This window comes from Pseudomonas sp. R151218B TE3479 (assembly GCF_053629195.1).
In genome coordinates, this window is record NZ_JBRJHV010000001.1 from 4229159 (window position 1) to 4244208 (window position 15050).

14 protein-coding genes are annotated in these 15050 nt (G+C 59.8%); 7 read left to right on the plus strand and 7 right to left on the minus strand.

The window, feature by feature from the left end; all coding sequences use genetic code 11:
• Positions 1 to 36: 36 nt before the first annotated feature.
• The gene (locus tag AB7M32_RS18125) at positions 37 to 777 is read left to right on the plus strand and encodes an IclR family transcriptional regulator (protein WP_454250813.1); all 741 of its coding nucleotides are present in this window, start codon (positions 37 to 39) and stop codon (positions 775 to 777) included.
• A gap of 193 nt (positions 778 to 970) precedes the next feature.
• Positions 971 to 2419: an APC family permease gene (locus AB7M32_RS18130; protein WP_454250814.1), complete on the plus strand. Its 1449-nt coding sequence runs from the start codon at positions 971 to 973 to the stop codon at positions 2417 to 2419.
• Between the two features lie 66 nt (positions 2420 to 2485).
• Here AB7M32_RS18130 and AB7M32_RS18135 read toward each other — a convergent pair whose 3' ends face one another.
• Complete coding sequence (locus AB7M32_RS18135) at positions 2486 to 2869, minus strand: winged helix-turn-helix transcriptional regulator (RefSeq protein WP_072405516.1); 384 nt, start codon at positions 2867 to 2869, stop codon at positions 2486 to 2488.
• 101 nt (positions 2870 to 2970) lie between these two features.
• Between AB7M32_RS18135 and AB7M32_RS18140 the strand changes: the two genes are divergently transcribed.
• The gene (locus AB7M32_RS18140; RefSeq protein WP_454250815.1) at positions 2971 to 4089 is read left to right on the plus strand and encodes an NADH:flavin oxidoreductase; all 1119 of its coding nucleotides are present in this window, start codon (positions 2971 to 2973) and stop codon (positions 4087 to 4089) included.
• Positions 4090 to 4207: 118 nt separating this feature from the next.
• Here AB7M32_RS18140 and AB7M32_RS18145 read toward each other — a convergent pair whose 3' ends face one another.
• The 5 genes from AB7M32_RS18145 to AB7M32_RS18165 are packed head-to-tail and all read right to left on the minus strand — an operon-like array spanning position 4208 to position 8928.
• The gene (locus tag AB7M32_RS18145; protein WP_454250816.1) at positions 4208 to 6226 is read right to left on the minus strand and encodes an LTA synthase family protein; all 2019 of its coding nucleotides are present in this window, start codon (positions 6224 to 6226) and stop codon (positions 4208 to 4210) included.
• Positions 6226 to 6825 (minus strand): hypothetical protein, encoded by a 600-nt coding sequence (locus tag AB7M32_RS18150; RefSeq protein ID WP_454250817.1) that lies wholly within the window; start codon positions 6823 to 6825, stop codon positions 6226 to 6228. Before AB7M32_RS18150 ends, AB7M32_RS18145 begins: the two co-directional genes overlap by 1 nt.
• Positions 6825 to 8093 (minus strand): sialidase family protein, encoded by a 1269-nt coding sequence (locus AB7M32_RS18155; RefSeq protein ID WP_454250818.1) that lies wholly within the window; start codon positions 8091 to 8093, stop codon positions 6825 to 6827. Before AB7M32_RS18155 ends, AB7M32_RS18150 begins: the two co-directional genes overlap by 1 nt.
• 23 nt (positions 8094 to 8116) lie before the next feature.
• Positions 8117 to 8662 (minus strand): cytochrome b/b6 domain-containing protein, encoded by a 546-nt coding sequence (locus AB7M32_RS18160; protein ID WP_454250819.1) that lies wholly within the window; start codon positions 8660 to 8662, stop codon positions 8117 to 8119.
• Positions 8662 to 8928 carry a PepSY domain-containing protein gene (locus tag AB7M32_RS18165; protein ID WP_048722823.1) on the minus strand — a complete coding sequence of 89 codons (267 nt, stop codon included), beginning with the start codon at positions 8926 to 8928 and terminating at the stop codon, positions 8662 to 8664. Before AB7M32_RS18165 ends, AB7M32_RS18160 begins: the two co-directional genes overlap by 1 nt.
• Before the next feature lie 147 nt (positions 8929 to 9075).
• Here AB7M32_RS18165 and AB7M32_RS18170 point away from each other — a divergent pair, with 147 nt between their 5' ends.
• From AB7M32_RS18170 to AB7M32_RS18180, 3 genes are all read left to right on the plus strand, one after another.
• Complete coding sequence (locus AB7M32_RS18170; RefSeq protein ID WP_060742455.1) at positions 9076 to 9738, plus strand: response regulator; 663 nt, start codon at positions 9076 to 9078, stop codon at positions 9736 to 9738.
• Positions 9735 to 11159 (plus strand): ATP-binding protein, encoded by a 1425-nt coding sequence (locus AB7M32_RS18175; RefSeq protein WP_454250820.1) that lies wholly within the window; start codon positions 9735 to 9737, stop codon positions 11157 to 11159. The genes AB7M32_RS18170 and AB7M32_RS18175 overlap by 4 nt, the downstream gene beginning before the upstream one ends.
• A 416-nt stretch (positions 11160 to 11575) precedes the next feature.
• Entirely contained in the window at positions 11576 to 12130 is a 555-nt protein-coding gene (locus AB7M32_RS18180) for a hypothetical protein (protein ID WP_454250821.1), read from the plus strand.
• Between the two features lie 155 nt (positions 12131 to 12285).
• Here AB7M32_RS18180 and AB7M32_RS18185 read toward each other — a convergent pair whose 3' ends face one another.
• Positions 12286 to 13200: a LysR family transcriptional regulator gene (locus AB7M32_RS18185; protein ID WP_072405519.1), complete on the minus strand. Its 915-nt coding sequence runs from the start codon at positions 13198 to 13200 to the stop codon at positions 12286 to 12288.
• Positions 13201 to 13456: 256 nt separating this feature from the next.
• Between AB7M32_RS18185 and AB7M32_RS18190 the strand changes: the two genes are divergently transcribed.
• Positions 13457 to 14482: a zinc-dependent alcohol dehydrogenase family protein gene (locus AB7M32_RS18190; protein WP_072405520.1), complete on the plus strand. Its 1026-nt coding sequence runs from the start codon at positions 13457 to 13459 to the stop codon at positions 14480 to 14482.
• Positions 14483 to 15050 lie beyond the last annotated feature (568 nt).

Sequence of the window (15050 nt, forward strand, 5' to 3'; positions counted from 1 at the left end):
AGCGGGCCGGCTGGCCTGCACAAGGATGTCGAAAAGATGAATAGCCTTCGCCGTCTGCTCAGGGTCTTCGACTTGTTCCGACCGGAACAGCCGGTCATCGATGTAGACGTGATTTGTCGGGAACTCGGCTACACGCCCGCCACTGCCTATCGTTATTTGCGCGAACTCGGCGACGCGGGTTTCTTGAAGCGATTGCCACGCGGCTACGCGCTCGGCCCACGCATCGTCACGCTGGAACACCAGATGGCCCACTACGATCCATTGCTAGCCTGCAGCCGCGGCCTGGTGGACAGACTGGTGGCCGACACGGGCCTGGACGCACTGGTCAGCGAATGGCATGGCGACTCAGTGGTCAATGTGCTGATCCAGCGGGGGTCCGACGCCGGCCCCGTGGGTGGCGACCGGGGGCGGCCGATCGATCTTTTTCACAGCGCGACCGCTCGGGTCGTATTGGCCTATCTGCTGCCGCGCCAGATCCGCCGCATCTACGACGTCCACGCGAACCCCGCTGAAGTGCCGCATCAAGGGCTGGAGTGGAAACCCTTCACCAAGGAGTTGCTCGCTATCCGCAAGCAGGGCTACTGCATCAGCGAAAGCGAGCTGCACCCGGGGCGCAGTGGCGTCGCGGCACCGATTTTCGACGAAAAACGCCGAGTGCTCGGGAGCATGACCCTGGTGGGGCGTAGCGAGCGGTTTCATGCGTTCCAGCAGGGCTACCTGTGCGACCTGGTCACCGGCGCGGCGTCGGAACTGACGGCGCGTATTGCCTCGCAATAAGGCAAGCACAGCTGGACGGCTGGCTTTTTCGAGGGGAACGCGCCGATTACCGATTTGGGCTAATGGAGCGTTCGGGGAGAGGCATAGGATCGAGTCCAGCGTGCGACACGAACAATAACGCTATCCGGTGACGGCGAGGGATTGACTGCACCGATTCTACAGCGATTGCCTCATACAATAAGGTCAAGAAAACATGAGTGTACCTCTCCCGGTCAATAGCTCCACGGAGCTCAAGCGTGGGGCCCTGGGTGTCGGCTTCATCATCTTTTTCGTGGTTTCGGCGGCGAGCCCCTTGAGCGTCATCGCCGGCGGCTTCCCTATCGGCATCATGCTGGGCAACGGCGCCGGCACACCGGCCTTGCTGATCCTGGCCTTGCTGGTGTTACTGGCGTTTTCGGTGGGCTACACCACCATGTCCCGGCACGTGACCAACGCCGGCGGTTTCTATGCCTTCACTTCTCGCGGCCTGGGTGGCCTGGCCGGTGGAGCGGCGGGGGTGCTGGCGATGTTTGCCTACAACATCCTGCAAGTCGGACTGTATGGCATGTTCGGTGGCGTGGTCAGCGGCACGACGGAAAGTGTCTTCGGCCTGGTCTTGCCCTGGTGGTCGTACTCGCTGATGGCGATGGCCAGCGTTGCTATTCTCGGCTATCGCAAGATCGATCTGTCCGCTCGGGTGCTGTCGGTCATTGTGATCGCCGAATACCTGGCGATCCTGCTCCTGGATTTCGCCATTCTCAAAACGGGCGGCGACAGCGGCATCAATCTCGACGCGTTCGATCGCAGCCACGTGTTCAGCGGCACGCCGTCCATCGGCTTGCTGTTCTGTTTCGCGGCGTTCATCGGCTTCGAGGCCACCACCATCTATGGCGAAGAGGCCAAGAACCCGCAACGCACGATCCCGATTGCCACCTACTGTTCGGTTTTGCTGATTGGCGGGTTCTATGCGCTGTCGGTCTGGTCGATGGTGATTGGCGTGGGGGCGGACAAAATTGTCTCCACGCTTCAGGCCTTGCAGGACCCGACGACGTTTATCTATGGCATGTCCGACCACTTTGTCGGCCCACACCTGACCCAAGTCATCCGCGTGCTGTTCATGGTCAGCATCTATGCTGGGCTGCTGGCGTTCCACAATGCCGCGGCCCGTTACTTCTACGCCATCGGGCGTGACGGTTTGCTGCCCAGCCGGTTGGGCACCACCCATCGCGTCCACCAGAGCCCGCACATGGGTTCGGCATTGCAGAGCTTGATCTCCGCCGTGGTGGTACTGATTTTCGCCGCCATGGATGCCGATCCGATCCTGCAACTGTTCGCCTGGCTTTCCAACCTGGCGACGCTGTGCGTGATTTTGCTAATGGCGCTGACTTCCGCAGCGGTCTGGGTCTTTGCCCAGCGCCACCCCGAACTCAAACTGGGGATCTGGCGTGGACGGATTTTCCCCGGTTTCTCTTGCGTGGCCCTGCTGGCGGTCCTGGTCATCGCGGTGGTGCATTTCGATGTGCTGACCGGCGCGAGCAAGGCCTTGTCATACGGCCTCTGCGCGATCATCCCCGCGGCCTTGCTGGCGGGTGTGTTTCTGGCGGCGCGACTGCGCAAGGTGGCGCCGCAGCGGTATTTGGGGTTGGGGAGTCATAAGCTCTAAACGCCCCATTTTGGACACATGGGTCAGATACTGTGTGCATCTCTTGTAGCTTGGCGGCTAACCGAATCACTCCATCAGCTTAGACTCCGCGGCCTCGTCAAACTTCGACCGGGCCGCTTCAACCTCAGGCAATTTGTCGAGCGTCCATTTATGCAATTCGCGAAATGGCTGTTGAAGTGTTCGCCCCAGTGGGGTGATCTCATACTGCACTGCCACGGGCGAGAACGAAATGATCTGGCGCGAGACGAGACCATTGCGTTCCAGCCGCCGCAGGCACTGGGTAAGTGCCTTCTGGGTGACGCCCTCCAGGCGACGCTTGATGGCGTTAAAGCGATGCGGCCCGTCATCGAGCACCGCCAGAACCATCATTGACCACTTATCCGCGATCTGGTCGAACAACGCCCGGCTCGGGCACTCCGACGAAAAACATTGCGGCTTTAATTCCAGCATCGAAGTTTCCTCACGTATACCTAGGCGATTTTAAGTGCCTAATTGACATCAGGTTTACAAAATATACTTTATGGCCTCCGAAAACAAATGGAGTCCATCCGATGTCGATCCTTGATACCAGCATCTTATTCCGTCCCTTTTCCATCCGGTCGCTCGAACTGAAAAACCGGATTGTCATGGCGCCGATGACGCGTCTGTTCTCACCCGATGGTATCCCGGGTGAAGCAAGCACGGCCTATTACCGGCGGCGGGCGGAGGGAGGTGTGGGCCTGATTCTGTCGGAAGGTACCGTGATTGATCGCCCGGCATCGCGCAATGATGCCGGCATTCCTTTTTTTCACGGCGAAGCGGCGCTGGCGGGATGGAAGAACGTGATCGATGCGGTCCACAACGCTGGCGGGCGCATGGCACCGCAGATCTGGCACACCGGCTCCACGCGTTACATCAACGACTGGGAGCCAGATGCACCCGTTGAAAGCCCGTCGGGCCTGGTTTCTCCAGGTGACCTGCGTGGGGTGGCGATGAGTGAGGAGGACATTGCCGACACGGTAGCCGCGTTCGCAAAGGCTGCGGCAGATGCCAAACGACTGGGCTTCGATTCCGTTGAGATCCATGGAGCCCATGGCTATTTGATCGATCAGTTTTTCTGGTCTGGTAGCAATCTGCGCACCGACCGCTACGGCGGCCCGACAATCAAGGAACGCTCGCGTTTTGCCAGTGAGGTCGTCTCTGCCGTTCGTCAGGCTGTTGGTCCGCAATTCCCGATCATCATGCGCGTCAGCCAGTGGAAGCAACAGGACTACGGGGTACGCGTTGCTGAAACGCCAGCGGTGATGGAGGACTGGTTGTTGCCACTGGTCGAGGCCGGTGTCGACGTCCTGCACTGCTCGCAGCGCCGCTTCTGGGAGCCTGAGTTTCCCGAAATTGACGGGGAGAACGGCTTGAACTGCGCGGGCTGGGCGAAGAAAGTCACTGGAGCCACGACCATCAGCGTCGGTTCGGTTGGGCTGGAGAATGATGTCACTAACGCCTTCGCCGGCAAGGGATCGGTCCCTGCGAGCCTGGATCGACTCATCGAGCGTATGGAGCGCGGAGAGTTCGACCTGATCGCAGTAGGGCGTGTGTTGCTGAGTGACAAGGATTGGGTCGCCAAGGTGGAAAGAGGCGATTACGCGGACCTGAAGGGCTTCAATCCGGCATCTTTAGCTGAATTGGTTTGAATTGCAGTGTGGCCCGGGCATTTACACCCAGGCCACGCAGCATCACAAGCTATCCGGATCACCGAAGAATGGTTTGACTAGGCTCTAGGACCAGTCATTGAGCATGAGAACCGCAGCGTCATGGAATATTGCGATAGAGCATCAGCCGCGCCGTTTCGTGCAGTCCCCGTGTCAGCCCATTCAAGCGCCGAAACTCTTCGGGATGCTGCGCGGCCACATCGTCACGCGGCGTGGGTGATGCCAAGTCGTGCAGGGTCGGTGAACTGCCGTCGTGCTGCATCTGCAGCAGGAAGTCCTTGGTAACGCCGCCAATGATCGGGAATGTACCCTCGCGCAGCACCAGCGGCACCACGCGCTCGCCCTCGGGTGCCGGCTGCTGGATATCCCGGCCCAGCGCACCATTTCTGAACGGTATACCCGCCATGCCCGCCACCGTCGGCAGCAGGTCCACGAGACCGACGGCCTCTTCGATCACTCGGGGTTGTAGACCGGGCGCATGGATCAGCAGTGGCACGTTGTTGCTTTCCAGGCCCAGTTGTTCGAAAGCTGGGGCCATGTGCGGGATCTGGCTGATACGCGTGTTGTGGTCGCCGAAGAACACAAAAATACTGTTGTCGTAGTAGCCGCCGGCCTTGGCGATTTCCATCAGGCGGCCGATGTTGTAGTCCAGCAGGCGCACGGCGTTATATTGCTCGACGCTACGGGAACCGGCGGCCTGGACTTGCTCCAGTGTCACGTCCTTGACCTGGAAGCCGTCGTTTTGCTCGGGGATGGTGAACGGCCGATGGTTGCCGGAGGTTTGCAGGTAAGCGAAGAATGGCTGGCCCTTGGGCACGGCACGCAGCAGTCGGTCGCTTTCCTTGAACAAGTCCAGGTCGGAAATGCCCCACACGTCCACGCGGGGCGAGCGCCAGTGGCTTTCCTCGAACAGTTGCACGCCGTCGATGCTCTGGCGGATCAGCGCATTGATATTCGCCCAGCCGGCGTTGCCGCCGATCATGTAGAACTTCTGGTACCCCTCGAACGCGTTGATCAACGTGTGTTGGCGGGTGATCAGCGGGTTGCGGGTGGCGGTCTCCTGGCGGGTCACATCCGGCACGCCGGTGATACTGGCCCATACGGTCTTGGCGGTACCGGTAACGGGTACATAGAAGTGCTTGAAGAACCAGCTTTGCGTGGCCAGTCTGTCCAGGTTCGGCGTGGGGTCGAGCGGATTGCCATAGGCACCGACGGCGCTGGTGCCGAGGGATTCGAGCATGACGAAAATCACATTCGGCGGGCGCTCACCGGCCAGTCGATAAGGCTGCACGCCTTGCTCGCGGACGAAATCAAGTCGCTGGGCGTCAGGTTGATCGACGCCCAGGTACTGTGCGATCTGCGGGTAGTGCTCGCGCACCTGGGCTTCATCAAATTGCGCTTGACCGACCTTGAGCGTGTCATACAGAAACAGCACCGGGTTCAGGCCCACCGCCGCTACTTGGTTGTTGCCGGAGAAGAACGCATCGCTCCAGCGCAGCGGCACCGGGTTTTCCAGGTTGAGGTTGGCGACGCGGCCAAGCAAGGCCAACAGCACTGCTACGACGCCCATCACGGAAACCGGCACCAGTGCCCACTTGCTGATAATTTTACGCTCCTGATCCAGGGTCAATCGTTCAAGGCGTATCAGCGCCCAAACCCAAAGCGCCACCGCCGTCAGCCAGCACGAAGCGATCCACAACACCGGGTAGGTTTCCCACACCATCTGTTGTGAAATCTGTACGTCTTGCAGGTAGCGCAGCACCGTCGCATTGATGCGCACGCCAAGGTAGGCGTAGTGGCCGAAGTCGATGATGTACACCAGGCCGACCACCGCTAGCGCGATGAGCAGATAACCCCGTGCCAGCCAGCGCAAGATCGGCAGGGTGGTCAGGTTCCAGCGTGGCAACCAGGCCAGCACGGCCAGCGGCAGCAGAATCAGCACCGTCAGGCGTAGGTCGAAACGCAGGCCGATGCCCAGTGTTTCCAGGAGCGCTGGGGTGTTCAAAGCCAGGCCGGAAAAACCCAGCACAAACACCAGCCGCAACGCCGCCAGCAACGCAAATACCAACGCGATCGAGCCTGCGCCGTAACGCAGGCGGCGAGATTGCAACACACCCATCATTGACCTCTGTGCCATTTCAAAAGGGGACGCCAGGCGGCGCCGATCAGCAGGCCGAACCCGGCCACCAGGCAGTAACCGGTCAGCAGCGGGTCGACCAAATAGTCCCAATAGTTTTCCGAAGCCTTGAGTCGCAACGCGAACGCCAGGGTGCCGATCGCCAGCATCCACACGGCCAGGGAATTGCGCAGCCACAGCATCAGCAGCGCCAAAGCCCCTACCAGCACAATCATGGGCCGCGGGTTGAACCCCCAACGGTACGGATCGTAATAGGTCAGGCCCAAGGTGGCGGGGTACAGCAACAGGCTCAATACGCCGAACAGCGTCAACAATTGCACCTGATGTTGAGGCCCAAGCGGCTGCACCACGCCCAATCTGCTGAGTGCGACCCACCCCAACAGCACCACGGTGCTGAGCGCCAGGTCATCGGTAAAACTGCGCACATACGCCGCCAGCGGCAGCTCATTGACCGGGATAAAACTCATCGCAGCCAGTATCGGCAACCACCACGGGCGCCAGGACGCGCTGAATCGAAACGTGCTCAGCAGCAAAAAACCCAACAGCACAAAACTCAAGTGGGCCTGCCATAAAGAAACCATCACAGCCGCTCCGCCAGCCAGGCTTCGTTGAAGCTGACATGTTTGATAAAGGTGTTATTCCATGAGTACACCACGTGGTAAGTGCCGTCCGGGCTGCGGCTGAAGTACGGGTACTCGTATTCGAAATCGCAGCCCTGGGGTTTGCACACGCGGTAGTCGAGGTTACTGAGGAAGCGTTGTTCCAACGGCAGGCGCCGTGCGCCGCTGGAGGCACGGAAGCCTTCGCCGATGATTTCCTTGTAGACGTCGGGCGAGAAGGGTTGGCCGAGCGGATCGGGTGACTGGTCCAGTTCCACCACCGTACGCCATTGGCTGAGCTGGGCGTCGGTGCCGTAGAGACTGAGCCTGAAGCGGCCGTCCTGCAGGTCATTGAGGGCCACCAGCAAACCGTCGTCCACCGTGCCCACTGCCGCCAGCGACGAATTGGGGTTGGCTGGCTCCAGCGGATACGGTTCGCTCCAGGTTTGCCCGGCGTCTTCGGTACGGCTTGCCAGGACGCGGTGATGGGTGTCGCCGGCATAGCGCAACATCGCCACGGCGCGGTTGCCGTCCAAAGGCACGATGGTGGGTTGCAGGGAATTCTTGCCGCGGCTGATGCGGAATTTGTCGATCACCGCGCCGTCGGCGCTCAAGTACAAGTACTCGGCAAACTTGCCCATGAATTCGTGGTAGACCGGCAGACCGATAGAGCCATCGGCATGGAACACCGGTGCGGCGCGTACCAGCGTGCTGATATTGAAGAATGGTGAGGTCACCAGTTGCCGAGGTATCGACCAGTTCGCGCCGAGGTCATCGGACACCATCACATTGATCGCACTGGTGGCCCAGCCACCCACCGATACCGAGACATAAAACATCCACAAACGTTTGTCCGGCGCCAGGGCTATGACCGGATTGCCCAGTTTGCGGATGTAACGCTGGGTGCCGTCACGCGTGCTTTCCCGCGTGGCAAGCACATGCTCGGCGCCCCATTCGCCGCTGCGGGCATCAAAGCGTGCGGTGCGCACCTGTACATCGGCAGCACCTTCGCGCGAGCCGGCAAACCACACGGCCATCAAGTCGCCACCGGGCAGGGCGGTGACCGATGAGGCGTGCACAAAGTCATTGAGCTGCGAAGACACAAAACGACTGGTGTACTGCGGCGGCGCGGCGGCCTTCGCGGTGTTCGAGCTGATAGGGGCAAACGGCGCCAATACATGGGGGGGATGGCTGAACCAGGCGGCGCAGAATACCCCCAGCAGGCTGCAGATCAGGAAGGCGGAGCGCATAGGGAAACCAATCAGGAAAAAGATTACGGTGCACGCTCATCCGGCAGACGCTTCCTGCGACCGGTCAGCATGGATAACGGCAGGTTGTCCCGCAGCTGGAAACTCTCAAACAGTGCTGCCAGCACATGGATGCCCACTAGTCCCAGCAACACATTGGCCGCGGTTTCGTGGATTTGCAGTGGCCAATCGGCACCCCATAAAGCATCGACTTCCTGCATCAGGAAGCCGCTGATACCGAGGGTCAGCAGCGCCGACAGCATCGCCAACATCACCAGGGCGCCGAGCGGCGAGTGACCCAGGCGATGTTGCGGGCGCCCCCTGAGCAGCGAGCGCAGGTGGGCCGCGAGCCGTTTCAGTGTCGGCCAGAAGTCTGACCAGCGCGCACTGCGCGGCCCGACGAACCCCCACACTGTTCGTACCAACAGCCAGGCCATGGCGTAGTAGCCCAGCCAGACATGCCAGTCGTCGCCCGCTTCATTGAAGAAGTAATTGGCAACAAAGACCCCGGCGATAGACAGGTGAAACAGCCTCACCAGCGGGTCCCAAAGGCGCAGGGATTCGCCTTGCATCAGCCTTTTATCTCAGTCTTCACGGCCTTGCCGGTCACCGGGTCGTGGTAGATCTCGACTTTGCGCTTGTCCTTGTCGAAACCGTAGATTTCATAGCAATTGCCGTCGGTGACCTTGAACTTGCTGATTTCGTAACCTTCGGCCTTGAGCTTGTCCTGGAAGGCTTTTTCGTCTTGCCATTGCGAGCGTTCGGCGGTGGTGCATTGCGGGCCGGCGACGGCCAGAGGGCTGGCGATAATCAGGGACAGCAGGAGAATTTTGCGCATGGAAAAGCTCTCAGCGTTTGTGGGAGATTGCACAGTGCAAAATCAACCTTAGTGAAACCTTAGTTGGTAATGAGCTGTAACATCTTTGCCGGAATAGCCCCCGACAGAACCCGGCATGATGCCGCCGATTCCTAGAGAGATTTTGCGATGCGCCTACTCCTCGTCGAAGATGATCGTGCCCTCGGCCAGGGGATTCGCGTGGCATTGGGCGCCGAAGGCTACACCCTTGATTGGCTGCAGGATGGACTGGGCGCATTGCATGCCTTGCGCAGCGAAAGCTTCGACCTGCTGCTGCTCGACCTCGGTCTGCCGCGCCTGGATGGCCTTGATCTGTTGCAGCAGTTGCGTGCCGAGCAACACGACCTGCCAGTGCTTATCCTCACCGCACGCGACGGCACCGCCGAGCGTATCGCCGGGCTGGATGCGGGCGCTGACGATTACCTGATCAAACCGTTCGACGTGGAGGAGCTCAAGGCCCGCGTGCGTGCGTTACTGCGCCGCAGCCAGGGCCGCGCGCAACCGCTGTTGGAGCATGCTGGCGTCAGCCTCGACCCAGCCACCCAGCAGGTTCGGTATCAGGACGAGGAGATCATCGTCACACTGATGGAATATCAACTGCTGCACCAGTTGATGGTGCGACCCGGCAAAGTGGTGACACGCGAGCGACTATCGCGTGCGTTGTACGGCTGGCAGGACCGCGTCGAGAGCAACACCCTCGAAGTATTGATCCATAACCTGCGCAAAAAAATTTCCACCGAACTGATCCGTACCGTGCGTGGTGTCGGCTACGTGCTGGCGCTCAAACCATGATCTCCGTCCGCGCGCGCATCCTCGTCCCGGTACTGATGCTGATCCTGCTGGGCGACGCCCTGATCAGCTGGCTGGTCCTGCGCGACAGCCACCACGAAATCGAAGAGGTCTACGACGCGCAACTCGCACAAAGTGCCCGCCTGCTGCAAGGCGTGCTGCATCAGCGCGCCCCCGGCGAGGCCGACTGGGACCGTCTCTACGAAGCCTTCGACCAAGCCATGAGCCGTGTCGGCGCAGACGGCGTAGCCCATCCCTACGAAACCCGCCTGACCTTTCAAGTCTGGCGCACCGACGGCCAACTGCTGGTGCGCTCCGCCGAAGCACCGATCCTCGATGCGCCGCCCGTCACCCTGGGCTCCCACGACCTGATGGACAAAGGCAACGACTGGTGCGCCTTCCTCCTGGCTGACCCGCAGCAGGGCCTGTTGATATGGGTGGGCGAGCGCGACGACATTCGCCAGGACCTTATCCAGCGCATCGTTCGCCACACGCTGTGGCCCACGCTTATCGGTGTGCCGCTGCTGGCCTTATTGATCTGGCTGGTCATCGGATGGGGCCTCAACCCCTTGCGCGCCATGGCCCGTTCTATCCGCGGGCGCACCACCGATTCTTTGCAGCCGTTGCACCTCAAACCGCTGCCGAGCGACCTGGAACCCATGCAAACCGCGCTCAACCGCCTGTTGGATCAGGTGGATGATCTATTGGAGCGCGAGCGCCGCTTCATCGCCGACGCCGCCCACGAACTGCGTACACCCTTGGCAATCCTGCGCATCCATGCCCAGAACGCGCAAAGCGCCGTCACCGAAGTACAGCGGCGCGAGGCGCTGGATTTCCTGGTCAATGGTGTCGACCGCGCCACCCGTATAGGCAGCCAACTGCTCACCATGGCCCGTATCGAACCGCAACTGAACAATCCCCTGTATCAACGCGTGCAACTCACCGAACTGGTCCGCGAAGAACTGGCCGAACTCACGCCGCTGGCCATGGAAAAGGGCGTGGAGTTGGTACTGGAGTGTGATGAGGAGTGTTGGGTAGAAACCGAGCCGATGGCGTTAGCTATTGCCATGCAGAACCTGGTGACCAATGCCCTCAACTTTTCTTCCTCAGGCAGCGAGGTGACTGTGGTGGTGCGCAAGGACGAGGCGGGCGTGGCCTGCTTGAGGGTGGAAGACACCGGGCCGGGAATAGAAGAAGGGGAGCTTGCAAGACTGTTCGAGCGATTTTATAGCCGAGGCAATGCCAATGGCGCGGGCTTGGGATTAGCCATCGTACAGATGATCACTTGTAAAATTGGTTGCACCCTGCAGATTTATAATCGAACAAGCGGGGGCGTATGTGCAGAACTCGGCCTGAGCCAGGCCAGCAGCCCCTATAACGCTCTCGCAAATACGAACAATACATCGGTCACCATGACAACGTAGGGAGGCTCCGATCACGTCAGCACAGGCCATCTGATGTGTGTTGGCGTGCGAAGGATTGCCAATGGCGATTCGACCGATTCCAGCCACCGACTACAACGTAGGTAATATTTGTTTGCGAGACAGGGCCAGCAATGCAATCAGCGTGTTGGAATGCATTGACCATTGCCCGCAGAACAGCGTGCCGCTCTCGAATCTATCGCATACCCGGTCAGTGGTAAGGCGCAGTGTAAATACGCCCTCATCACTCCAAGAGTTCAACGCTCCTCGCGAAGGGTATCAATCCCATGCTGACCGCAAATATAAGCGACACGCTGCGGCTGTGAACAACATCCTGGACAAGTGAGCAGGCAAGTAAGCTAGGCTGTTCGCACGACAGGCCGTCGGTATTCGACAGCCTGAAAATAAAGGCGCTATCAATGTCGAAGCATTTGCTGTTGGGCTGGACCCGTTCCTTGTGCATGCTTGCTGCCTTGAGCTGCGCGGCCACCATGGCAGTTGCTGCCTCGCTTGAAAAAACCGCTGCGGCGGAATCGGACACCCAATCGGTGTCCCTGGCAGGCGGCAAGCTGAAGTTCATGCTGAAAGGCGTCGAGGCCCGTACCCTGAACAGCGAAAACGGCGGCACGATGTACTTCGATCCAAAAAGCGAGCAGGCCATCATCGTTACCGAAGGTCCGGCGCCGACTGCGGGCACTACCCCGGACGCTGCGTTTCCCCTTGCCGTGGATACCTTGAAGGAAAAGCAGCAAGCCGCGTCACCCAACTTTCGCATGACTAGCGAGAAGACCATTCAGGTGAACGGCTTGAAGATATACCGCCTGGACGGCACCGACGATTTCAACGGCCTGAAACTACTGATGGCCTCGTTGATGACGATGAACGATCAGAAGGTCACCATCATCGAAGTGATGTCCAGCGAAAACGACCCGGCCGGCCATACCGCTGCGTTGAAGAACATTCTGGGCAAGTAAACCGCAGGTTTCCGGATAGTTAGCCACATCGCGCCGCGCGCCGCGGGCAATGTCGCGCGTTTCCTTCAGACATTGGATTTCGACAGGCGGCAGTGACCGAAATCACCAATAAGCGTTTGTTATAAAACAGTTTTATGGGATTTGCTGGAACTCTATTACAAGCTATCGGGGTCCCCAAAGAACATCTGAATCCGCGAACGCAACCAGCGCTCCCCAGGATCATTGTCCTGAGAACCCCGCCAGGCCATGTGCAGCTCGAAGCTGCGCACCGGTATGGGTGGGTCTTCGGCGCGTACGCCACCGGCGGCGGTCAGCGCGTCGGCGGTGTAGTCGGGCACGGTGGCGATGATGTCCGTGCCCGACAGCAGGGTGCTCAAGCCGTTGAACTGCGGCACGGCCAACACCACATGGCGTTTGCGGTCGAGCTTCGCCAGTTCTTCGTCGATGAAGCCGCTCAAGTCCCCTGCGAAGGAGACCAGGGCGTGGGGGCGAGCGCAGAACTCATCCAGGGTCAGTCGCCCCGGTGCGGTGTCGGCCCGCAACACTTTGGGCATGCTGCGCCGCAAGACCTTGCGCTTGGCGTTGGCCGGCAGGTCGTCGGTGTAGCTGACGCCGATGGAGATTTCACCGGACGCCAGCAGGCCCGGCATCAGGATGTAGTTGACCCGGCGCACCACCAGCACAATGCCCGGCGCTTCGGCCCGCAGGCGTTTGAGCAGCATGGGCAGCAGGGCGAATTCGGCGTCGTCCGACAGGCCAATGCGAAACACCGAGGTGCTGGTGGCCGGGTCGAATTCCGCGGCGCGGCTGACCGCCGTGGAAATCGAATCCAGGGCCGGAGAGAGCAGGGCGAAGATCTCCACCGCCCGGGCCGATGGTTCCATGCTGCGGCCGGTGCGCACGAACAGTGGGTCATCGAACAGGCTGCGCAGGCGCGACAGTGCGGCACTGATGGCCGGCTGGCCGAGAAACAGCTTCTCGGCCGCGCGAGTCACGCTGCGTTCATGCATCAACGTTTCGAACACGATCAACAGGTTCAGATCGACACGCCGCAGGTCATTACGATTCATCTGGGGTCCTGGCAGATTCGGTAAGCTTGACGTGAACGGCCATATGGGAACAATGGCCGGCATGAATCTTACGGGGAAAGGCTGGTACTCTGCACCGGCTAATTGAGTTTTCTTAGGTTAAGTCCTACAGGAGTGGTTGGTTTTCTTGCTGCGGAATCAATGACAGGCATGTCGACTATTAATAGCCACTGATGGTCTTGGCTACAAAGCCCGGATAGAGTTCATGGCATTAGAGGTTACTTTGACGAGGTTTGCGATGTCCCGCACGATCCGTTTTCACAAGTTTGGTGGTGCCGAGGTGCTCAAATGCGAAGAGCATGCGGCGGCTCTTCCTGCGCCAGGAGAAGTGCAGGTCCGCGTCGAAGCGATCGGCATCAGTTGGTACGACACCTTGTGGCGCCAGAACTTGGCGTCCTCCCAGGCACGCCTGCCTTCGGGCCTGGGCCATGAAATGGCCGGCGTGGTCACGGCCGTCGGCGATGGTATCGATGACTTGGCCGTGGGCGACAAGGTCGCCAGCTTTCCGGCCGAAAGTCCGAACGATTATCCGGTGTACGGTGAAGTCATCGTGCTGCCCCGCACCGCCCTGACCCGTTATCCCGACGTGCTCAGCCCGATCGAAGCCGCGGTGCATTACACGCCGCTGCTGATCGCCTATTTCGCCTACATGGACCTGGCGCGGGTCAAGCCGGGGCAATTCGCCTTGGTCACCGATGCCAGCCATTGCGCCGGCCCATCCTTTGTCCAGTTGGGCAAGGCCTTGGGAGTCCGGGTGATCGCGGCCACCAAGACGGCCGACGAGCGTGAATATCTGTTGTCACTGGGCGCCGAGAAAGTCATCGTCACCGAAGAGCAGGACTTGCTGATGCAAATCAACAAGCTCACCGACAGCCGTGGCGTCGATGTGGTATTCGACGGCCTTGGCGGGCCGCAGATGTCGCTGTTGGGTGATGTGCTGGCACCCCGTGGCAGCCTGGTGTTGTATGGCTTGCAGGGTGGCAACCAGACGCCGTTCCCGGCCTGTGCGGCGTTCCAGAAGAACATTCAGTTCTTCGTGCATTGCATCGGCAATTTTACCGGCAAGCCGGAACTGGGCATCGTCCAGGACCAGGTGGCGTTGCAACGAGCGTTGCGCGATATCAATCAACTGACCGCCGATCGCGTGCTGTTGCCACTCAAGACTCGGGTCTTCCCGTTTTCCGAGTTTGTCGAAGCGCACCGGTACATGGGTGAATGCCCTTGCCGTGAGCGCGTTGCCCTTCAGGTCGTCGATCCCGCCTGATACCTGTCTTGCGCAAGAGTCATTGCCGGCTCTTGCGCTGTCTTCGATTCGATCTCCATCCCCCCTTTTCCCACGCACTGCCAGCCTGGCGGCGGCGCGTTCGTGCCTCGCAAGCCCCTCAAGCAGCCTGTCCCGGTTCTCTCGAAGCAGAAACGGTTTGTCGGTGCACATCTGAACTGGTTTTTGCCCTCAATCTGTATCTTCTAATCATTATTTAAGTCCTGATAATTGAACGCTGATTTCCATATCAAGGAAGAAGTCGTGGTGCGGTGTAACTTTTTCGAAGGCTTTCATCCTTCTAGCTGCATTCAAGGTACAGCGAGCGTTAATTGGCAAGGGGCTATCTATCGATCCTGGAGAAAACAGGGTGGGGTAGAAGGTCGATTGAAGTTCGGTAAGTTCCTTATTTCTCGTACTCATTGTCTGTGGGACGTTGTCGGAATTCTCCTAGGACGTACCGTCAGCCCGGCAAGTCCCAGTGTTTTCAGGGGGCGCAGCGGCGGTCCCAGGAGCATAGGGTGACTTTCTTCGTATGTATCAAATAATTACGACAAGCAACGCTTGAGCG